General features: G+C 61.2%; 20 protein-coding genes and 1 pseudogene. 14 read left to right on the top strand and 7 right to left on the bottom strand.

Features of this window, described 5'->3' with window-relative positions; translation table 11 throughout:
• Both DGN21_RS01800 and DGN21_RS01795 read right to left on the bottom strand, forming a co-directional pair.
• Positions 1-267: a YkgJ family cysteine cluster protein gene (locus DGN21_RS01800; protein WP_039513263.1), complete on the bottom strand. Its 267-nt coding sequence runs from the start codon at positions 265-267 to the stop codon at positions 1-3.
• Between the two features lie 45 nt (positions 268-312).
• Positions 313-1,680, bottom strand: coding sequence for a cellulase family glycosylhydrolase (locus tag DGN21_RS01795; RefSeq protein ID WP_126965403.1), 1,368 nt, complete (start codon positions 1,678-1,680; stop codon positions 313-315).
• Positions 1,681-2,071: 391 nt separating this feature from the next.
• On the opposite strand from DGN21_RS01795, the gene ilvD reads away from it, so the two are divergent.
• Positions 2,072-3,910: a dihydroxy-acid dehydratase gene (ilvD, locus tag DGN21_RS01790; RefSeq protein WP_104609191.1), complete on the top strand. Its 1,839-nt coding sequence runs from the start codon at positions 2,072-2,074 to the stop codon at positions 3,908-3,910.
• Positions 3,911-3,926: 16 nt separating this feature from the next.
• On the opposite strand, the pseudogene DGN21_RS01785 reads toward ilvD, so the two are convergent.
• Positions 3,927-4,890 (bottom strand): annotated as a pseudogene (locus DGN21_RS01785) (integron integrase).
• 284 nt (positions 4,891-5,174) lie between these two features.
• Between DGN21_RS01785 and DGN21_RS01780 the strand changes: the two are divergent.
• Together DGN21_RS01780 and DGN21_RS01775 are read left to right on the top strand one after the other, a co-directional pair.
• Entirely contained in the window at positions 5,175-5,849 is a 675-nt protein-coding gene (locus tag DGN21_RS01780; RefSeq protein ID WP_051747404.1) for a hypothetical protein, read from the top strand.
• Between the two features lie 26 nt (positions 5,850-5,875).
• The gene (locus DGN21_RS01775) at positions 5,876-6,283 is read left to right on the top strand and encodes a hypothetical protein (RefSeq protein ID WP_184578065.1); all 408 of its coding nucleotides are present in this window, start codon (positions 5,876-5,878) and stop codon (positions 6,281-6,283) included.
• A gap of 344 nt (positions 6,284-6,627) precedes the next feature.
• Here DGN21_RS01775 and DGN21_RS01770 read toward each other — a convergent pair whose 3' ends face one another.
• Positions 6,628-6,939, bottom strand: a complete 312-nt coding sequence (locus DGN21_RS01770; protein ID WP_215825097.1) for a hypothetical protein — start codon at positions 6,937-6,939, stop codon at positions 6,628-6,630.
• Positions 6,940-7,427: 488 nt separating this feature from the next.
• Here DGN21_RS01770 and DGN21_RS01765 point away from each other — a divergent pair, with 488 nt between their 5' ends.
• The 11 genes from DGN21_RS01765 (at position 7,428) to DGN21_RS01715 (ending at position 17,125) form a co-directional block, all read left to right on the top strand.
• Complete coding sequence (locus DGN21_RS01765) at positions 7,428-7,730, top strand: YrhB domain-containing protein (RefSeq protein WP_184578061.1); 303 nt, start codon at positions 7,428-7,430, stop codon at positions 7,728-7,730.
• Between the two features lie 506 nt (positions 7,731-8,236).
• Positions 8,237-9,253, top strand: a complete 1,017-nt coding sequence (locus DGN21_RS01760; RefSeq protein WP_184578059.1) for a hypothetical protein — start codon at positions 8,237-8,239, stop codon at positions 9,251-9,253.
• A 464-nt stretch (positions 9,254-9,717) separates the two neighbouring features.
• A complete protein-coding gene (locus tag DGN21_RS01755) occupies positions 9,718-10,029 on the top strand; it encodes a hypothetical protein (RefSeq protein ID WP_184578058.1) in 312 nt (103 codons plus the stop codon).
• A 62-nt stretch (positions 10,030-10,091) separates the two neighbouring features.
• Positions 10,092-10,400 (top strand): hypothetical protein, encoded by a 309-nt coding sequence (locus tag DGN21_RS01750; RefSeq protein WP_184578056.1) that lies wholly within the window; start codon positions 10,092-10,094, stop codon positions 10,398-10,400.
• Positions 10,401-13,080: 2,680 nt separating this feature from the next.
• Positions 13,081-13,434, top strand: coding sequence for a SymE family type I addiction module toxin (locus tag DGN21_RS01745; protein WP_215825096.1), 354 nt, complete (start codon positions 13,081-13,083; stop codon positions 13,432-13,434).
• Between the two features lie 300 nt (positions 13,435-13,734).
• The gene (locus DGN21_RS01740) at positions 13,735-14,043 is read left to right on the top strand and encodes a hypothetical protein (RefSeq protein ID WP_152971700.1); all 309 of its coding nucleotides are present in this window, start codon (positions 13,735-13,737) and stop codon (positions 14,041-14,043) included.
• Positions 14,044-14,136: 93 nt separating this feature from the next.
• On the top strand, positions 14,137-14,466 hold the full coding sequence (locus tag DGN21_RS01735) for a hypothetical protein (protein ID WP_184515575.1): 330 nt from the start codon (positions 14,137-14,139) through the stop codon (positions 14,464-14,466).
• 57 nt (positions 14,467-14,523) lie between these two features.
• Positions 14,524-14,916: a hypothetical protein gene (locus tag DGN21_RS01730; protein ID WP_215825095.1), complete on the top strand. Its 393-nt coding sequence runs from the start codon at positions 14,524-14,526 to the stop codon at positions 14,914-14,916.
• Positions 14,917-15,317: 401 nt separating this feature from the next.
• Positions 15,318-16,121 carry a hypothetical protein gene (locus tag DGN21_RS01725; protein ID WP_215825094.1) on the top strand — a complete coding sequence of 268 codons (804 nt, stop codon included), beginning with the start codon at positions 15,318-15,320 and terminating at the stop codon, positions 16,119-16,121.
• A 280-nt stretch (positions 16,122-16,401) separates the two neighbouring features.
• Positions 16,402-16,584, top strand: coding sequence for a hypothetical protein (locus DGN21_RS01720; RefSeq protein ID WP_115043406.1), 183 nt, complete (start codon positions 16,402-16,404; stop codon positions 16,582-16,584).
• A 178-nt stretch (positions 16,585-16,762) separates the two neighbouring features.
• Positions 16,763-17,125 (top strand): YfeK family protein, encoded by a 363-nt coding sequence (locus DGN21_RS01715; protein WP_104593745.1) that lies wholly within the window; start codon positions 16,763-16,765, stop codon positions 17,123-17,125.
• A gap of 89 nt (positions 17,126-17,214) precedes the next feature.
• On the opposite strand, the gene DGN21_RS01710 is transcribed toward DGN21_RS01715, so the two are convergent.
• The 3 genes from DGN21_RS01710 to DGN21_RS01700 form a co-directional block, all read right to left on the bottom strand.
• Entirely contained in the window at positions 17,215-19,314 is a 2,100-nt protein-coding gene (locus DGN21_RS01710) for a methyl-accepting chemotaxis protein (RefSeq protein WP_252374681.1), read from the bottom strand.
• Positions 19,311-19,808 carry a hypothetical protein gene (locus DGN21_RS01705; RefSeq protein ID WP_046345378.1) on the bottom strand — a complete coding sequence of 166 codons (498 nt, stop codon included), beginning with the start codon at positions 19,806-19,808 and terminating at the stop codon, positions 19,311-19,313. Before DGN21_RS01705 ends, DGN21_RS01710 begins: the two co-directional genes overlap by 4 nt.
• 501 nt (positions 19,809-20,309) lie before the next feature.
• Entirely contained in the window at positions 20,310-20,744 is a 435-nt protein-coding gene (locus tag DGN21_RS01700; protein ID WP_102255447.1) for a helix-turn-helix domain-containing protein, read from the bottom strand.
• Positions 20,745-20,833: the final 89 nt, after the last annotated feature.

Genomic DNA, 20,833 nt, shown 5'->3' with positions numbered 1-20,833 from the left:
TCACGGCCGCGTGGCGTGCTCCAGTGCCGTCAACGTGGCCAGCGCCTGCGCGCGCGATGCGCCGCACATGTCCTCGGACGGACGCAGGCTGGCGCACACCGCCGGCCGCGTCGGCAACCCGAACAGGCGACAACGGCCCTGGCCGTCGAGCTGCACGCAGGGCACGCCCGCCGGCTTGCCTTGCGGCATGCCGGGGATGGCCGAACTGATCGACGGCGCGATGCAGCAGGCCGCGCAGCCGGCGCGGCACGGGAGGTTCTTGCGCATGCCGCCAGTGTAAACCGCCGCCGCGTGCCGGCAGCGGCAGCGTGGCTAGCGCGGCGGGATGTAGCTGGACAGGCGCACGTCGAAGAAGGCCTGCACGGCAGCGAGATTGCTCTTGGCCTGGATGTCCGCGCCCACGTCGCGGCTCATGCCGAGCACGTCGTCATCCGGCCAACCGGGGCCGAAGCACCATTGCGTGCTGGGGATATTGTTCGCCTGCAGATGGGCCAGCATGCGTGTGGTGGCGACCTCCGCGCTGCGGTTGCCGGCCGGGTAGCCGTGCTCGCCGAGATAACCGCGCTTGCCGGCATCCCGCAGGGCGTCGATGAAGGGCGTCACCATCATGATGCCGGTATCGGGCTGGATCACTTCGTTGCGCCCGCCCGGTCCGATCCAGTTGCCGCCGCCAGCCCCGTTGTTGTCCAGATAGTTGTGCGCTTCGTAGACGATGCGGTTGTAGGGATCGGGGATGTCGAACAGGCCCATCGAATCCTCCTGCCAGAGCCGGGCACTGGCATAGCCGTTGCCGCACACGAACACGAAGTGGTCGCGGTCGCGATCGATGATGGTCTTGCAGCACGCAGTGGCGGTGTTCTGCCAGTGCGCCGCCATCGACAGCACGCTGCCGTCGGCGGCGCGCTCGTCGCCCTGATAGGGCTCGTTCATCACGCCCCAGCCGAACACCGCCGGGTGCTGCCGGAACCGGTTGACGATGCGTGCCCACAGGTCGGGCAGGCCGGACGCGTTGTAGAGCGTGCACCCCGGCGTGCCGATCACGCGGTATTCGTACAGCTTGAGCAGCCCATCGCGGCGATCGAAATAGCCCTGGTAGCCGAAATTGCGCAGCGGATAGGTGTCGGCCCAGACCGCGGCGGCCGCCGGGTCGTCGATACGGTTGCCGCGCGCATCCACAAGCGTTCCGCTGGCGTCGCGCCGATAGCCCGACTTGACGGCCACCCGCTGCGGCAGGCGCATATAGTCATGCAGCTCCACGATGGCGCGCTTGCCGCGGGCGGCGATGTGGTCCAGCGCATCCTGGACCTGGCTGCAGTAGGTCTCGTTCAAGGCCAGGCCCTGCCCCCGCGTGAAGCGCGCGGCGGTGGTCGGCAGCCGGAACAACGGGCAGGCCCCGGCGGCGGCCACGTGCTGTGCGGTAATGGCGCGATAGTGCGTGCCGATCTCCGCATTCTCCACATAGCTGTTGGAGGCCAAGCCCGACAGGTTCAGGCCCGCAAACGGCAGGGTGGCGCTCTGCGCAGCCGCGCGACCGCCCCACCCGAGGCCGGCCAGTGCCACCGCGCCGGCTGCGCCCTGCAGCACGCGACGGCGGGTGATCCCGGCGGTTGCTGCCGGCGTCTGGTCGATGGGATGCGGGGCTGCCGCCGCCGTGCGGCGTGGGTGTGGATGGTCGGACATGGGCGCCTCCTGCGGTGCCGTTGGTGGAGATCCTTGGCGGTGGTGCTCCCCTCTGCCGCACCGGTCTGACGGCGATGGTGCCGGTGTGGCAACGGCGCAATCTGCGCTCCGGTTCGCACTCCGGGCACTGCATGCAGCCCCGCATACGTTTACATCGCATTACATGCCACGCCGACCAGCGGGAGGCGCGTGTTCGCGCGCCGTGCCCGCGAACGCTCCGCCGCCGCCTGTGCGATGCGCGCGGCGCGCGCCCTCCCCACCGCCACGGCGTGCCCTGGCCCGCGTGCTACCGTGCCGGATCACCGGAGCGCGCCGCGACCGTTGCAGCAGCAACAGTCACGACGCGGTCTAATTGCCAGCCACCGCTCGCCAATCAGCCGTCGAATTCGCCATGCCCGAGTACCGCTCCAAAACCTCCACCCACGGCCGCAACATGGCCGGCGCCCGCGCACTGTGGCGCGCCACCGGCATGAAGGATGGGGACTTCCACAAGCCCATCATCGCCATCGCCAACTCGTTCACGCAGTTCGTGCCCGGGCACGTGCATCTGAAGGATCTCGGCCAGCTGGTCGCGCGCGAGATCGAACGCGTCGGCGGCGTGGCCAAGGAGTTCGACACCATTGCCGTGGACGACGGCATCGCCATGGGTCACGACGGCATGCTGTATTCGCTGCCCAGCCGCGAGATCATCGCCGACTCGGTCGAATACATGGTCAACGCGCATTGCGCCGACGCGCTGGTGTGCATTTCCAACTGCGACAAGATCACCCCCGGCATGTTGATGGCCGCGCTGCGGCTCAACATCCCCACCGTGTTCGTCTCCGGCGGGCCGATGGAAGCCGGCAAGACCAAGCTGGCCGAACACAAGCTCGATCTGATCGACGCGATGGTGATCGCCGCCGACGACAGCGCCTCCGACGAAAAGGTGGCCGAGTTCGAACGCAGCGCCTGCCCCACCTGCGGCTCGTGCTCGGGCATGTTCACCGCCAACTCGATGAACTGCCTGACCGAAGCGCTGGGCCTGTCGCTGCCGGGCAACGGCACCGTGGTGGCCACGCATGCCGACCGCGAGCAATTGTTTTTGCGCGCCGGACGCGTGGCGGTGGAGCTGTGCCACCGCTGGTATGGCGGCGAAGACCCCACCGCCCTGCCACGCGGCATCGCCACGTTCGAAGCGTTCGAGAATGCGATGACGCTGGATATCGCCATGGGCGGCTCGACCAACACCATCCTGCATCTGCTCGCCGCCGCGCAGGAAGGCGACGTGCCATTCGGCATGCGCGATATCGACCGCCTGTCCAAGCGCGTGCCGCAGCTGTGCAAGGTCGCCCCGAACACGCCGAAGTACCACATCGAAGACGTGCACCGCGCCGGCGGCATCATGGCCATCCTCGGCGAGCTGGCGCGTGGCGGCCTGCTGCATACCAACGCGGCCACGGTGCACGCACGCACGCTGGCCGACGCCATCGCGCAATGGGATGTCACCCAGACCGACGCAGAGACCGTGCACACGTTCTACAAGGCCGGCCCGGCCGGCATCCCCACCCAGATTGCCTTCAGCCAGGCCACGCGCTGGGACAGCCTGGACACCGATCGCAGCGAAGGCTGCATCCGCGACGTCGCACACGCGTTCTCGCAGGAAGGCGGCCTGGCCGTGCTGTACGGCAATATCGCCCGCGACGGCTGCGTGGTGAAGACTGCGGGCGTGGACGAATCCATCCACGTGTTCGAAGGCAATGTGCGCGTCTTTGAGAGCCAGGATTCGGCGGTCAAGGGCATCCTGGCCGACGAAGTGAAAGCCGGCGACATCGTGGTGATCCGCTACGAAGGCCCCAAGGGCGGCCCCGGCATGCAGGAAATGCTCTACCCCACCAGTTATCTCAAATCCAAGGGCCTGGGCAAGCAATGCGCCCTGCTCACCGACGGCCGCTTCTCCGGCGGCACCTCGGGCCTGTCGATCGGCCACGCCTCACCGGAAGCGGCGGCGGGCGGCGCGATCGGGCTGGTACGCGACGGCGACAAGATCCTGATCGACATCCCCAACCGCTCGATCAATCTGCTGGTGTCCGACGAAGAGCTTGCCAGTCGTCGTGCAGAGCAGGATGCCAAGGGCTGGAAGCCGGTCGAGGTGCGCCCGCGCAAGGTCACCACGGCGTTGAAGGCGTATGCGCTGCTGGCGACCAGTGCGGATAAGGGTGCGGTGCGGGACAAGGCGTTGTTGGACGGCTGAAGCGCGCAAGCAGCACTTATCGCCAAGCCTGCGGCTGACGATCGAACGGGCTGCGCACCGCCGACGCGCCTCGCCCCAGCACATGGGTGTAGAGCTGGGTGGTCGCCACGTCCTTGTGACCCAGCAGCTCCTGCACGGTGCGGATGTCGTACCCAGCTTCGAGCAGATGGGTTGCGAAAGAATGCCGCAGCGTGTGGCAGCTGGCCGGCTTGTCCAGCCCTGCCTGCCGACAGGCCGCCTTCACCGCACGCTGCAAACCCTTCTCGTCCACATGATGGCGGCGAACCGCACCCCCGCGCGGATCCACGCTACGACGCGGCGCCGGGAACAGATACTGCCATCCTGGCTCACGCGCTGCATTGGGATACTTGCGCAGCAGCGCGTGCGGAAGCCAGACCTCACCTGCGCCCACCTGCAGATCCCGCGCATGCACGCGCTTGGCTTCGTCCAACTGGAGCTGCAGCGCATCGCGCAATGACTGCGGCAGCAGTGTGCGGCGGTCCTTCCCACCCTTGCCATCGCGCACCACGATCTCGTTGCGCGCAACATCCACATCCTTGATGCGTAGGCGCACGCACTCCATCAAGCGCATGCCGGTCCCGTAGAGGAGTGCCGCCATCAGTGCGTGACGCCCCTCCATCTGCGCCAGCACCGCCATGACCTCCACCTCACTCAGGACGGTCGGCAACCGCCGCGGCCGCTTGGCACGCTGAATCTCGTTCATCCATGGCAGATCGCGTCCCAACACCTCGCGATACAGAAACAGCAAGGCGGCCAGTGCCTGATTCTGCGTGGAAGGCGCCACGCCATCGCGCGCCGCCAGCATGGTCAGGAACGCCTCCACTTCGCGCACTCCCCATCGTCTCTGGATGGCGTTTGTCGTTGGCCAGGATGAAGCGCCGAATCCAACCAACATAGGCATCCTCGGTGCGCTTGGCACGGCCCAGCCGCTGCAACCGATCGCGGACGCGGTCCAACAGCCTGGCAGGCCGTCGCCCGCTAGGCGCTGCCGAAGACGGCTGCCTGGCGGCCGATGCAGACGAAGACATTGAAGCCGTTCGGTCGGAATGATACGGTCGCATTGCGATGAGTCGCCGCAGGGGAATGCGACATGTTTACGCACCGTGGTCACGCACCACGATCGGGATATCGCGGTAAAACCAATGGGAATGCACTTGGTGTGGAGGTCAGAGATTACGTACTACACCCCGGTGCTACGCACCTTTTTGACTTCGAATAGTTGTTAGCTGTACGAGGGAGATCAATGCAACTCGAAGAAGAGCTCGCAGCCTTCTACCGCAAGCATGGCTTCGGCGAAGACTCGGGCAAGCGTTCATTAACTGTGCCGGTCTACACTGGTTGCATGCTGGTCCCTTTGCCAAACGTTGAAACGCGGCATAAGTACCTGAAGTTCCACGACCTCCACCATTTAGTCGGGAGATACGGCGTTGGCCGTGTCGGCGAAGGGGAAGTTAGCGCCTGGGAGCTGGGCACTGGCTCCTTGCTGGCCTCCCCGACTCTCGCATTCATGAACCTCATCGCCCTATCTACGGGGCTCGTTCTAGAACCCAGGCGCATGTGGCGTGCTTTTGCTCGGGGCATGCGCAGCAGGAATCTTTACGCCGCTTCCGTGCGAGCGCGCGTGCAGAGCGGCGAATGGGAGAACGTCCGCGCGCTCCGCGGCTACCTGCTCGAAGTTCGCCTGCCGTCGCGCGTCGTCTCAACGCTGCGAGCAGCCGAGTTCGGTCTGTATGCTTTTTTAGCCATGGCAATCCACGCGCTCATAGCCGTGCCGGCCTTAGTTGCGCGCACGGTCACGGACATTGGGCTTGGTCTTAGCTTGTTCGAGATCGTGCGCCCAAAAAAGCGAGTGGATCTGGTCTACCGGCGCACAGCTAACAATTCGTCCAAGCCGACGCCGCTTCGCGGCGCGGCTTAACTCAGGTGTTAGGCCACGGAAAAACTATGTTGCGACTCTTGGTTAAATCCTGCTCTTACTCCATCACTGTTGACGGCGGCTCGCCAACACGTCAGGTCTCCGCTTTGGCAGCAATTCCAGAGGGCATCGACGTTCACGGCTCCAAGTTTTCCGGTCCCGTGCACGTCGTGATTAGCGACAAATCCGTTGACCCACCGTTTCAGCACGGCTCCATCTACTGGGGCGCTGATGCCTCTGCAAAACCCTTTGCAGCCCTGTGGGTCTTTGCGCCGGCGCAGATTGTTGATCGCGTTGCAGACAAGGCATCCACCCTTCAGCAAATTAATGTTTCGGCTGCGGGCGTCCTCGTCAACGGTGGCACTTGGCCAGACCCAAAAGATCCTGCTGCGGTCAGTACATTCAGCTGCATCTTTGGGCATGAGCCCGCGGCCTAACAACTCATTCAAGCCGAAGTTGCTTCGCAACTCGGCTTAATTCAAGCGTTAGGCCGTGGTGGAGCAACAGCATCGGTGCTCGCATCTTCGACCAGTTCACTGGCGCGCACGCGGTTGGCTCCGGACAGGGGTTCTCACCGTAACTGGCATCGGACAGTCCGTCGCTTCGTCATTTCGTGTCACTGCCGCGCGGCACTCATTGCGCCTAGCTTCGGAGCCAACAGGCCCCGTGGCATTGCGGTGCAAGCTTCACCCCGCAAGCTGTGGCACACTCGGCTCAGGCGGGCAGTGCTGGGGAGCACGGTTGCGGTCTCAACCGTTTCGGCCACTCACTGCCTAACAACTCATTCAAGCCGATGTTGCTTCGCAACGCGGCTTAATTCAAGCGTTAGGCCGCTTACGAGACAACCATGCCACTCGGAGAAATCGCTGGTGAAGCTCTTGGAGGAATTGTCCGCGTCGTCGGTCGTATTCTTTTCGAGGTCTTCTTTGAACTCACCATTCAAGGCACCGGCTACATTCTTGTCCGCACTGTCAGACCAGAGGCAGAGCCAGATGACACTATTTGCACTGTTGTAGGCTTGCTTTTTTGGGTGGTTGTTGGCGTCGGTGGCTATTTTGTCTATCGCGCAACAGCGGCCTAACAATTCATTCAAGCCGACGCCCCTTCGGGGCGCGGCTTAATTCAGGCGTTAGACCTCATGAAAGTTGATCTCTCGCCAAAGTCTTCCCGATCGCCCGTAGAGGTTCAGGTTCTCGTTTCGATTGAGATAGAGCGAATTTCTGATCCAGCATTAGCTGATGCCATTCGCTCCTTCCTAGTTCCCCCGCGAATGGAGCTTCGAACTTGGGATTGGAGCAATGACTACCTCCAACTACCAACCTGGGTTGTTGCGGAAAGCCAGCGATATGACTATGGAATTGTCTATTCGGACAATGGATTTGGGCCAGACAATCCGTGGGGGCTCGTCTTCTCGTCCCACACCAACTTCGGCGCCGACTATTGCTGGTACTCTTCGCTCGAATCTGCCTTCTTGGAGTCTCGGCTTGTGGAGGAGACTAGCGATGGCCGCGATGAGGCCTAACAATTCATTCAAGCCGAACCCGCTTCGCGGGTCGGCTTAATTCAGGCGTTAGGCCCCACATGATGCTCACTCGTACTCAAGCTCAAGCACTGGTTGAAGCTCGGCTTTCCACTGCGGCGGACGAGGCTGCTTGTGATGTTGTTGTCGTTGACTCGGCAACAATTGAACGGTCCTTTGACTGGCCGTTCTTCTATGAGTCGCGCCTCTACCTCGAGACAGGAGAGCTTGTGCATCGCCTAGCCGGCAATGCCCCACTCATCGTCAATCGCTTTACGGGAGAGGTAGTGCTAACCGGCACAGCCCATCCAACCGATTACTATTTGACGCAATATGAGGCATCGCTCACTGGGGGCGGGGCCTAACAATTCATTCAAGCCGACGCCGCTTCGCGGCGCGGCTTAACTCAGGTGTTAGACCTGCCATGAGAGAAATCTACAACTTGATGGTTTTTTCTCTCGGCATCGCGCTGTGCGCGTGCGCTTCAGCTGCGCCGCCCCCGCGCTGCTCGTTCGGGCTGGCCCCTACAGCTACAGTTGCACCAAGGCTGCCACCCCGGCTACACAATGAGTTTTCTGGCAAAGCCCAAGTCGCTTTTGTCATTGGGCCTACCGGGCATGTGCAGTCCCCGGTCATTGTCTCGGCGGAGTGGCACCCCATCGGCCGCAGTCGCGGCCAACCAGTCGGCTACAACGACGCCATCCTTTCCGCTGTAGCACAGTGGCGCTATCCGTCGCGAGAGCAAGCCTGCCGCCACCAAGTTCCGGTAGAGTTTCACTTTGAGGGCTCCAGCCCCGCGGTTGGCAGGTCTAACAATTCATTCAAGCCGAACCCGCTTCGCGGGTCGGCTTAATTCAGGCGTTAGGCGTCCATGTACCTTATCGAAACTCCTGTAACAGCCTGGATTCCGGTCAGGACAGCCCTTTGGCGAGATCGAATCGAAGCATCAGAGGCAGCTCTGGCCGACCTCAGCGAGGCCTTACCCAGCCTCGTCCCAATCGTTCGATCGGGACTGAGTGATGTGGATGCAGCTATTGCCGAGCCACCTGCCATGATACGGAAGCGCCTTTCAAGCAGTATTCTTGTTTATGCGCGCCAAGTCGAATTCCTGCGGGTCAAAGCGCGGTACACACTCGACCGCGATGCCTTTAATGACCAGAATCCTGATCGTGAACTAGACGAGGATATCTTCTCTGCCATCGCTGCAATGCACCTTGGAGAGGCAATGGAGACCTTACTGATGTTCTCCGAGCTCAGCCATCCGGGTCGCATAAACACTACTCAAGGAATAGTAGTAACTCCTCAAGGCGGAAACGCTTCTGTGCAAGCGAAGAGCTGCTTCTTCCAGTTGTGGCATCCCGAAGAGAATGATCCTACATGGCCCGCGATCAATACACTCCAGCTGCAAGACGTGCTCTCGTGGGTAAAGGGAACATCCTTCTTCACTAATGCCCTGGCGGTCAGTCGCATTGAGCGTTCCTTTGCAGCATTTACACAAATGGTGCACATCGGCCCATACAAGGAAGGAGAAACTCTTTTCCGTGCCATGCAGTCACTCGAAGCTTTCTATTGCGACGGAACGGGTGACCTACGAAAGCAACTGGCAGACAAGGCAGCGCTCTGGGTGGGCCGCTGGGAAGAGCCGAAGAACATCGTCGGTCACTTGTATGACATGCGCTCAAAGTTTGTCCATGGTGGTGCCAAGCTTCAGTACTGGTCGGATCAGGCAGACCCTTGGGAAGAAGATGAGAAGCACATGCGCTCGTTCGAGCACGCAGTCACCTTGGCAGCTAGGCTGGCCGTCGCAACCCTCCAACGTTGCGTCACCGACCGAGTTCACGATATTGAGTGGTCATATGCAGTCAAGACATCCAGGCTGGGTGCCTAACAATTCATTCAAGCCGACGCCGCTTCGCGGTGCGGCTTAATTCAGGCGTTAGGCTCAGTCAGACATTCTCCAAGGCCCTATCCATGCTCAACCGCGCCTGTCTTCTCGGCACACTGTTACTAGCTAGCGGTGCATCCTTAGCCAAGCCCAGCACTGAGCTTCCTGAAGCACTACGCTTGGCCGAGGCTTATGTCTCAAGCCATAAAATTTCAAACACCCACCGTTACCTTGCTAGCATCTCGTGGCATGAGGAGCCAGACCACCCAGACAAAAGTTGCTGGTCGGTCATGTGGCTACCAGACGAGCTAGCGTTTGATGCCCAGCTGGTCGTGTGGGTCTGCGGCGGTGGCAGGATCAGCCACCAAGCTGGCGGCTGGGCCTAACAATTCATTCAAGCCGAAGCCGCTTCGCGGCTCGGCTTAATTCAGGCGTTAGGCCTCAGGCCGTCTTTCCAGGAGATCTTGATGCAAAACCTTGCGGATGCCGTTCTCCAATATTTGTGGTTCCTGAACTTCTGCGAGGAGGAAGAGCTCAGTCTCGATGCTTCAGTCAAGCAGATTGAGTCGGTAATCTATGAGGTTAAGAGCTCATTTACAGATGAGGAGCGCAGGGCGCTGCAGGATGCTGCTCGCAGGTCTCTAGCATCATGGCTGCGCGAGCCTGATAGGCACGGTTACACGCCACGGAGCCTGCTTACATCCCAGCAGCGGGAATTCTTGGAGCAAATAGCCGAGGGGCATTTCTCTGGGGCGCCGCTAGACGACGATGAGGCCTAACAATTCATTCAAGCCGAACCCGCTTCGCGGGTCGGTTTAGCTCAAACTTTAGGCATCAGATCATGCACGTTGAGAGCGTTGAAATTTTCTCAGACCAATCAAACATGCCGGTGATTGGGCATCTTGGCCGCCAGTTCCCTGGCGTACTCGTACAGGGCGACACCCTTCATACGCTGTGCGCTCAAGCCATTAAGGCATTGTGGGATAGGCCTGATGTCCGGGACGAACTTCAAGATCTGCACAATAAGCTGCTAAGTATGCTTGCTCACTACAAGACCGTATTCAATGAGCATCAGTTTGCGCTACCTTTCGTAGAGACGCTGATGCCTAACTATTCATTCAGGCCGAAGTTTCTTAGCGACGCAGCTTAATTCAGGTGTAGGCCGCACATGAGATATCTCCCCCTCATATTTGCTATTGCGATCAGTGGTTGCCATAACCCAGGCCGCATGATTGAAGGATTATTCACGGTGGATGGAAAACCTACGCCAGGCATAGAGGTGAGACTTCCACATAACATCGATGATTATTCTGATTGCGGTGCCGCTCCTCTCGCGGCCGTGACGGATCAGTCGGGAAAATTTCGGGCGTCGATTGACGGGTATCCAATCCGTCCATGCTTCACACTAAATGGAAAAATCTATAGTGATTTCATGATCTTGGATGACAAGAAACAAGATGATATACAGCTGAGCTGTAGGATACCATATGACCCAAAGGGTCACTTCGAAGATTCCCACATTTGCTATTTAGGCGCGCCGCCTAACAACCCATTCAAGCCAAAGTCACTTCGCGGATCGGCTTAATTTAGGCGTTAGATGTACAAGAAAATAACCCGCTACTTGCGAAACTGTAGGTCGAGCTATCTGACACTACGGTGTGTACGTCAATTCCGGCGTCAACGCCAAAAGCTACTTTGCTGGGCTAGCGGATAGCATCCGGCGCAACGTCTGCAAACCATTTCCCGTTAGCGCTACAGTCATGGCGCCTGGCTTTCCCGACATGGCGCTTGGACAAGTCATCTCGGGTCAATGCGTCGCTCATCAAGCAGGCTACTGGCTCGTGTACCAACCAAAGCAGAGCCACTTTTATTGCTTTTGGGGTGAGAGTGTGAGCAACCTCGGCGCCCATGGCGTGCTCGGCAGCCCACTGCATTGCTGGTCTGCGTAGGCACGTCTAACAATTCATCTAAGCAGAACTCGCTTCGCGAGTCGGCTTAATTCAGGCGACAGGCACTGCATGAAAGTTCGATGGCTATTTGTTGCATGGGGAATCTTTGCAGCTCTGGTTCTATTGCTGCGTTTCGGTGTGGTCGGTCCACGAGAGTGGCTGACCACGCTCTATAGCGTGGGTAGTCTCGCACTTGCCGGCGGCGCTGGCACCCTACTCAACATCCGCTTTCGTCGAGATCTTCTGGCAGTTGATCGAGCCACCTGGGAACACCTCACGCAATTTCCTGGTCTTGGTCCTGGCTACCACAACAATCTTCGTGAGCTAGGCTGGATCGCACGACCGTCGTCTACTATCCCGCCCCACCTCAAACCGCTGTGGCTCCGGGCACGTAAGCTCGTCTGGCTACCAGTTGTTTGGTTCTTGACCACACCGGCAATCTGCATTCTTGTAGGCGTCGGCAGTACCTAGCAATTCATTTAAGCCGAACCCGCTTCGCGGGTCGGCTCAACCAGGTGTCAGGCAGCAAAGCAGACATGATCGCAACTCTATTCATCGCACTTCTCGCTGCTAGCTCGTCGACTGTGCCTGCCACTGAGCAACCCGTGCTTCAATGCAACATTGGACCGGCCCTGAAGCAGTTCGGAGGCAATGAGTGGCTGATATATGGCTGCGCTGACGGGCATTCCGTAGTGGTCGCTGCTAGCGCGCCCAATCCCGCTGCACCGTTCGTCTTTATCCTCACGCCGGACGGTAACGGTGGCATTGAGTTGCGCGGCGAAGGTACTGGGACCGAGTCCGCCACCAAACTCGCGTATGACAGGCTCAGCAAGATGTCCAGCTCGGGCCTGGCTGCGCTTTTTCAGGAGGCTAGTCGTGCCAATCGGCGGTAAGCTGACGCCTAGTACTTCATTCAAGCCGAATCCGCTTCGCGAGTCGGCTTGAATCTGGCGTTGGAACTCAGGAGCAGAGTGCTGTGAACTGGAAGCGCGTCGTCGGCTGGTCTGCTCTACTCATGATCTTGACCAGTGGTGTCGGTGTTGTTAGCGGAGTCTGGGTAGCTCATTCGCAGATCGAACCGGCCACGATTGACCAACTAGTAGAGAGAGCCCGCCTTTTCAGGCGTGTTGCAACTGGGCTTATTGCAGTCGTCTGCTATTGGCGCCTTGCCACTGGTGCCCCGACTCGTAGGGCCTGGCAGGTAGTTGCTGCATTCTTGCTAGTACAGCTGACGGACATGGCTCTTTCTTTGGCACTGGGTGCGCATGTCGGTGAGTTACTCGAGCCGTGGGGTATCTTGCGTTCTATCTTGCACGCACTAGCAGGCTACGTTCTAGCAACGCTGAGCCACAGCAACTCACCCAAGCCGAAGCCGCTACGTGAGTCGGCTTAACTCAGGCGTTAGACCTAGCTGGAGATTTTATGGTGTTCAAAGGCTTGCTCATCGCTATGGCTGTCTTGTGCGCCTTTCTCGGATACCGCGTTCTTCGCCTGGAGTCTGAGGTGCATCAGCCCGCTAAAAATTGAGAATAAGAGGCCAGGCTTATTTTCCAGATGCCTCATCGGTATGGGCAACGGCTTCGTTGGACGCTGATCGGCTCCCTGCTTGTCGAGGCAGTTGACATCCCAACAAACACGCAGCAATCTCTTCCTCAAGGAGCGTAGAAACTCCTCGTACAGCGGTACCCACCTCCGAAAGACCGGTGGGTTTTTTGTGCCTGCAGATTCTGCGGGTGCAACCGACGCGATGCTCTGCGTCGGGAGGGCGGCCAATACAACACCCGCAAGGGGAATAAGCCCGCCGTCTGTACGCGGTTTCTAACCTCCCGACATCCCGTCGCCACCCGGCGGCGGGGCCTGTTCGTCAAGGAGGGCTTTGCCATGCGTCGATCCACGTCTAGTCCCAAGCCAGCGCGCAAGCGCGCCACGGTGCCGCCACCCACCGAGATCGGCTGGCACTCGCTCGACCCCTCGATCACGCCGCGGCGCTACCTCGAGCGCACCCCCATCCCCGAGCCCCGCCCCGATCCCAGCAAGCCGCGCCGCCCAGGCCACCCGCGTGCCCCGCAACACTGCACCGTCGGCTACGGCTACTACCCCGACAGCCACCAACGCATCCCCACGCTGCGCCTGCGCGGCCGCTGGCTGGAGCAGCTGGGCTTCACCATCGGCAGCAAACTCAACATCCGCATGCGCAACGGCGAGCTGGTCGTCAGCGTGGCACCCAAGGACTAAGCAGATGCGTCGCGCAGCATGCAGACCAACGCCCGCATCAAGCGCAACGCGTTTAGCGTCACACCTTGCGCGCTCACTGCTCCTCGCGCAGGACAAAGGTGGAGCACCAAGCCGTCGTCCTGCATCTCACGTTGGATCAACTTGACTATGGCATAGCACATGGTCATGGGCAGCCGCGCTGGTATAACGAGCGTTTGTTGCAAAGGCTTGCAGCGATTGACGGCAATGGACGACTCGGCGAGGATCGTTTTTACGCCACACGGGCAACCCCGGTAATAGTCAGGCGACTTGGAGGTTTGGATGAAGTTGATGCTTCTATTGGGTGTGGTACTTGCGCTTGGCAATATCGTCGCATCGGTTGCCGTGCTTCGCGTTTCGGTGCTGTCGCCATCACAACGCGCATTGCAAGTTGCCCTCATCTGGCTTGTTCCAGTCATTGGCGCGGTGGTTTGTGCGGCATTTGCTTCTTCTCAGGCAGCTGGCTCCACGTCGTCCGATACAAGTGACCCGTTCTATCTGTCATCCGATGGTGGCGCATCGGGTGGTCAGGACATTGGTTTTTCCAGTTGCGATGCGGGGGACTCTGGCTGTGCCGGGAGCAGTGACTAGTGGCGACGCTTGGCAAGTCGTTCAAGCCGGATCCAGTTCGCGGTTCTGTTTAATCCAGTTGCTGGACCGCTAAGGATATTTCGAGAGAGACAGATGATTCTTTGGGGATGGGGCGAGCGTGTGCTGACCTTCGACCTGGCAGAGCATGAGCACTGCCAGAGGTGCGAGCAAGAGCAAGTCTTTACACTGCGTCTCAAGTACACGTACGGACACTTCTACCATCTTTTCGGATGGGTTATCTCCAAGCAGTACCAGCTCATTTGCCCCGTTTGCTCCCACGGCTGGATAGTTAACGCTTCGGCGGCGGAAGCGCAGATTGGGTGCAACCCAGTGCCGTTCCATCAGAGATCAGGATGGATTGTCATGCTTTTCCTTGCAGCAATCATTGGATTTGCCGCCGTGACGTATCAGCATGCGGCGTGACAATTCATTCGAGACGAAGCCGCTTCGCCGGCCGACTCAACCTAGGTATTAGCCCCTATGAGAAAGATCGTTGCAGCTGTTGCTTTTCTCCTCTTCGCATCAGGCGTAGCCTGCTCGGCATCCACTCCGACGGTTGACGTCTCTGGCCTGTCCGAGGCTTCCATGAACTTCGATCAAGACGGAGTTGGGCCATTCCTGCATGAGTTGTCTAGCTCCGTCAGTACCAACCTCGACCCCGACGCACTCACAAATGCAATCGATGCGTTGCCGGTTGAGACAAGCGGAAACTGGGAGTTCTCGGTCAACTTGAATGGCAAGCACGAGCGCTTGGTGATCGTTGCGTTCAAGGATGACGTGGATGCTCCTGACCTTGCGTTCTACACGTCACCCCAGCTAGCTGCCAAACTTCAGCGACACCTTGAGTCATTTGCCCAAGCTCAGGGGTGGTAGGGCCCAACACTTCATTCAAGCGTTAGGCCGCCCTGCCCATGCGCGCGCATCCGAAATCAACAAAGACGTCAGTTGGATATCGCGCGCTTCGGCTATTCGGTGCGCTACTCGTGTTCCTCATTGTGTCCGTGACGTTCACCTGGTGGCATCACACCAGGACGCTCTCGCCCTGCGCCACGTCCGCCTCCATCGCAAGAGACCCAGTCGCATGCCATGCTGGCTTTTGGCTATTCGGCATCTCCTGGGCCGGGCTTGCCACCTTTTTTTTTACGCTCTTTGGCGTCTGCTTGTTCCTTTCATGGGGATGGTCCCTGACTCGCCGCGAGCGGAGCTAAAGCCTTAAAATTTATCCAATCGCCCAGCGATCCGATGTACTACTCAAGCACACCGCCAAGGAAAGCATGTTCTCCATCTTCGAGAAGAAAGCCGCTCCGTTATTGATCGTTCGCGCCGATGGGCGAGAGTTGTGCCGCGTTACCGAGAGCGATGTCCCGTGTGAGCTCAAGCCTTCCGCATGGTTGAAGTCCAATAGCGTCCTGGAGTTTTCCGACTCGGCGGGAGAGGTGCACCGGCATGAACTTGGTGCTGCGACGGGGTGGTTCCACTTTTCCGTTCGCGTGCATCCCAACCTCGGGTGCCAGGCAGACTGTGTCATTTCGCAGACCGAGCAGCTGGAGCCGGATGCGTTTGCGAACGGCAAGGCAGCCGGGATCAGGTTTCAGCCGTTCTTTCTGCCGGGCGCCAGCGTCAGCAGTTCCGCACTTGCAGGCAAGGGGTTGTTTGCAAGGGGTCTGCACTTCAGCGGATTAGTCACCGGTGGCAACGTGCTGCTTTCCTGTGAGTGCGACCACTGCCAGCGTTCGTTCCTGATCCGCTCCTATCACGCGGGTTTTAGCAACGCGGGATACTTCTACTCGGGGTCCGGCAAGTACACCATCACCGTCGATAGCCATTTGCCTGGCAGCCCTGCAGCGCTGTCCGAGCCGGATGCCGAAGCGCTTGCTGTGCTGGAAGACGCATTACCGTTGGCACCGGATGGGTCCAGCTACGCCTATCTCAATCCCTTTCGCTGCCCGCATTGTTCCGAGCCTTACATCGATTTTGAGGCGAACCCGGGGCTGAGGGCGAGCGAGTACTACGGGAATTACTTCGAGGGCTCAACGCTGCTGCGATACGCGCCGCCCGATATTGAGCACTCTTCCTGATGACTCCATTGCTGCGTTGCCGCTGGTCTGTCCGAGCTCGCAAAGCAACGCTTTTATAACGAGTCCGAATGCGCTTGAGCAAGCGTGCATTGCCGTCTCATGTGCTGAAAATGAGCCTTGTTTGTTGGCGTGATGTCACGCTTCCGCTACGCAGCGCGGAGTTCCGGAGTTGCAACGCGAGCCCAAGACATTAGAATCGGTACGCGTGGTGCGCGTCAGTTCCCGCCTGCGCAATGTAATCGTCAGGTGGATCGGTTCAACTATCAACGAAGGAATGCTCATGTTGAAACCAGCAGATACCAAGCTCTATTCCAAATTGGTCGGCATCAGCATTGGCATCTTTGCAGCCGTGGGGGCTGCCCTCGGGGCAGCAATGGGCAACCTGCCGCAAGGCCTCGGCCTGGGGCTGTCGCTTGGTTCCGTGTTCGGCATTGCCTGGGCGCGTCGGCGTGGTGCCATCTGACGCCGGCATGAGGTGACACGCGCATGTCGCTCGGCCGACTGCGCTGTGCTGCCGCAGACGACGTTGATACCGCCTGGTAACCGCTGTGACATGCAGCCATGGCAGCGGATTCGCAGCTGTTTTGGTACCGCTCCTCAATGCCGGTCGGCAAGGCGCTGGCATGCGCTACCATGGGTCGATGAACGTTAAATCGTGTCTTGTAGTGTTCCTGCTCGGTGCCTGTGCATCGCTTTCGGCCCAAGGGGTTTCGCCCGCCACCACGCGTGAGGTCGACCAGCTTTTCAAGGTTCTTGCGCAATCCAACTGCGAATTTTCGCGCAATGGGTCGTGGTACGCGGCGCCCAAAGCCAGTGAACACTTGCAGCGCAAGTACGACTACTTGCAGAAGAAGGGGCTGGTGACGTCTACCGAATCCTTCATCGAGCTTGCTGCCACCAAGAGCAGCATGTCTGGTACGCCGTACCAAGTGCGCTGCGGTGGCGCTGCGCCGGTATCCAGCCAATCCTGGTTCACTGGCAAGCTGCGGGAGCTGCGCAAGTAATCGGCCGGCGTCAGCACCACAGCATCTGCCTTGCAGCGTTGCCTGAGGCGCTGGCAACTGCTGCTGGACAGCAGATACGCTGATGTAAATCAGGCAACGCGCAGCCTCTGCGCTGCCTCAGCGCTGCCATCGCGCTCATCGGCCACAAACGCACTCACTGCATCTTCCAGCTGCGCGGCATGGTCGCCCATGGCGCGTGCGGCGGCGCTGGCGTCCTGCATGCGGGTGACGCCGTCGCGCATGTCGGCGTCTACGCCGGCGAGGGTGTGATGCACCTGCGCGATGCTGCCGGCTTCCTGTTGCGAGGCGACGGCGATCCTGCTGAGCGTGCTGCTGACCTGGCCGATGGTGGCGACGATGTGCTGCATGCCTTCGCCGGCGTGGCGTACCTGCTGCACGCCGGCCTGCATATGCGTGACCGATTCGCCGATCAGCATCTTGATCTGGCTGGCGGCGGTGGACGAGCGCAATGCCAGCGCGCGCACCTCGCCCGCAACCACGGCAAAGCCGCGGCCTTCTTCGCCGGCGCGTGCGGCTTCGACGGCGGCATTCAGGGCCAGGATATTGGTCTGGAAGGCGATGCCGTCGATGACCGAGACGATGTCCTGGATGCGGCGCGAGGCCTGTTCCATCTGCTGCATGGTGCCCATCGCCTGGTGCATGGTGTCACCGCCGCTGCGTGCGGCCTCGGATGCGGCGGCGGTGAGCTTGTCGGCGTCGGCCGCCTGCGCGGTGTGCTCCTGCATGGTGCCGAGCACGGCCTGCATCTGGGTGGCGGTGCGGCCCAGGGTGGCCGACTGCCGCTGCACCTGCTGCTCCAAGGCATCGTTGCGGGTCAGGATGTGGCCAGCGGCGTGGTTGATCGCGGTGCTGGAGCTGCGGATCTGCGTGATGATGCGCGCCAGCTCGTCGGCGGTGGCATTGGCATCGCGCTTCATCTGCTCGAACACGCCTTCGCAGTGGCGGTCGATGCGCTGGGTCAGATCGCCACGCGACATCGCCGCCAGCATGCGACGCATGTCCTGCAGGCTGTCGTCGGTGATGGCCAGGAACTGGTTGACGCCCTCGGCCAGCTGGCCGAGCGTGCCGCTCCTAGCATTTCCCTGCAGACGGGCACCGAGCTCGCCACGCGCAGCCTGGGCAATGACCGTGGCCAGCTGCTCTTCCAGCGCCAGGTCCTGGGTGCGGTCCTGCCACTCCACCACCACGCCCAGCGAGGCGCCGTCGTCATCGCGGACCGGGGTGATGTTTTCCTGCAGCTGCAACGCCGCCAGCGCGCGCGTTTTGCTACTGCCTGCGTCATGCCCCAGCTGCACCGCATCGGCCAGTGCGGTGTGCAGCACATGCGCATCGACCTGCGTGCTCAGTTGCTGGAACGACTGATTGCGATAGATGGCAGCGCCCCGCCCGTCGACGATGGCCACCGCCATTGCCGATGCATCCAGCGCCAGGCGGATACGGCGATTTTCCAGCAGCAGCTGCTGCTGTTGGGCGATGCGCTCTTCCACCTGCACGCTCATGCGCACCAACGCCTGCGCCAGCGAGCCGCTGCGAAAGGGCTGCTGCAGGATGGCCGGCGGCAAGGTGGCGCCGGTGGCCAGGGTGTCGGCCAGTTCGGCCAGCGCTTCGGCCTCGTGGTCGAGGGCATCGACCTGGCGGCGCAGCTGGATGGCCATCACGCAGACGAAGGCGGTTTCGACGATTACATAGCCGGCATGCAGCACCACGATGCCGAAGCCGCTGCCGACGGTGAACGCCTGCACCGGCATGCCGCGCGATTGCAGCCAGTAGAACGCCAGGTGATGCACGGCGATAGCGCCTGCGGCGACCACCACCGGCAGCCAGTCGCGGTAGTACAGCAGCAGCGCCAGGATCACGAACACGCCAAAGTGCATTTCCACCAGGCCATGCGCCTGCTGGATGGTGGCCGCGACCAGGGCCATCAGCACCAGCGCGTTGGTGATGCGGGTCAGGCGCGTGCCGGGGTTGGCCTGCACTTGCCAGGCCATCAGCAACAGGCTGGGCAGCGTGACCGCCAGAAACGTGGTCCATTGGCCCTGGTACCAGGCCAGGCCCAGCGAGCCGACGCTCTGCAGCACGGCCAGCCACAGAAACAGCCGGTCGGCCTTGATCGCCAGGCGGGTGGCGTAGGTTGAGGTCGGCGGCGCCGATGCGGACAGTTCCATCATGACAGCGACTCCACGGCACAGGGACAAGGGGACACCAGCGCGGCACCCGGGGTGCGCGCCAGGACATCGGGTAACCAGCGCGACCAATCCGCCGTGCCGGCGGTGCCGCACACCGCGCCGCCGTCTGCGGGGCCGGCGTAGCGCGGTTGGCCGTCGGCACCGAGCAGCCACACGGCATAGCCGCTGCCACGCAGCGCGGGGGTGTCGAGCATGCGCACCTGGCCGCCACGCGCACGTACCGCGCTGCTGAGCACGGCCCAGGCGCGATCGGCGGCCGGGTCGGTGCAGGCGCAGGCACCTGCGACGCCGATCAGCATCGGCGCCTGCTGCGCGGCCGGCAGGCTGGCCTGGACCTGCGCCCATGCACTGGCGACGTCGGTGGCTTGCGCGTGGGGCGTGGTCCAGGCCACGGCGATCCAGCCGCACCACAGCGCGAGCAGGGCAGCGCCCAGGGTGCGTCGCGTTGAGGCGGACAGGGTGCCGAAGACGGGCATGGCGCAGCGGATTCGCGAGGTAAGGTGAGCCCCTTATCGGGTGCTGGTGCAGACGCTTGAGCCAGCTTGCGATTGAAATTAGCGATGGCTGCGATAGCACGCGCCAGGCCCGTTACGCCGCAAGGGTTTGCGGGCGACGCGTGGCGTGGCTGTGCTGGCAGTCGTTTATCCGGCGCGGGATTTTGTGAGCACGCGTTCACAGATCGACGGTGGGGCTGCTGCATGCATGGCAGGCCGTGGTGGCTGTGATGTCGTCACTCTGGATTCGGGTCCAGGTGCCAGGGCGTGCCCTCGACAGCGGCGATGCATGGCGAGTCCGCCACTGAGCCGCCTACGCTTCCGGGCCCGAGTATCGATGCCTCAACAACGCACATCTAGCAGACACGGAAATCCATCCACCGCTGCGCCTAGTGCAAGCGCTTAGGCGATCCTCCAACGCGTCGAGGCGCCCACCCGGAAGTCAGCGCCGTCAGCTAGCTTGCCGATACTGCAAACCGGCGCTTACGCCAGCGCTTCGTCGGCATCCAGCGCAACCGACGGCTGCTGGGCATGATCGAAGCGTTCGCGTGCAGAGCGGATGGCCGCGTGGTTCTCGCCTGCCCAGTTGAGCAGCTGCGAGATCGGGCCGAGCAGCGCCACGCCGAGCTTGGACAAGGCATATTCCACGCTGGGCGGCTTGGTCGCGTAGACCTTGCGGGTGATCATGCCGTTGCGCTCGAGGTTGCGCAGGGTCTGGGTCAGCATGCGCTTGGAGATGTCCGGCACGGCGCGCTGGATGGCGCTGAAGCGGGAGGGGCCGGGGATCAGCGTCAGCAGGATCAGCATGGTCCATTTGTCGCCGATCTGATCGAGCACGTCGCGCACCGGGCACTTGGTGGCGTCGAACGGCATGCCTTGCAGGGACGGCGGCGGCGGAAACAGAGCAATCGCGTTCACTGGGATATCTCACGGTAACCAGGGGGTGGAAAACTGCCTCCTTGCGGAGGTTCGAACGGCCCTGACAATAGGTGCGCGGACCAAGAGTC

This window comes from Xanthomonas sp. MLO165 (genome assembly GCF_018831305.1).
Classification (GTDB): Bacteria; Pseudomonadota; Gammaproteobacteria; order Xanthomonadales; family Xanthomonadaceae; genus Xanthomonas; species Xanthomonas arboricola.
The sequence above is the reverse complement of the archived record's forward strand: the minus strand, read 5'-3'. Positions and strand labels throughout refer to the sequence as shown.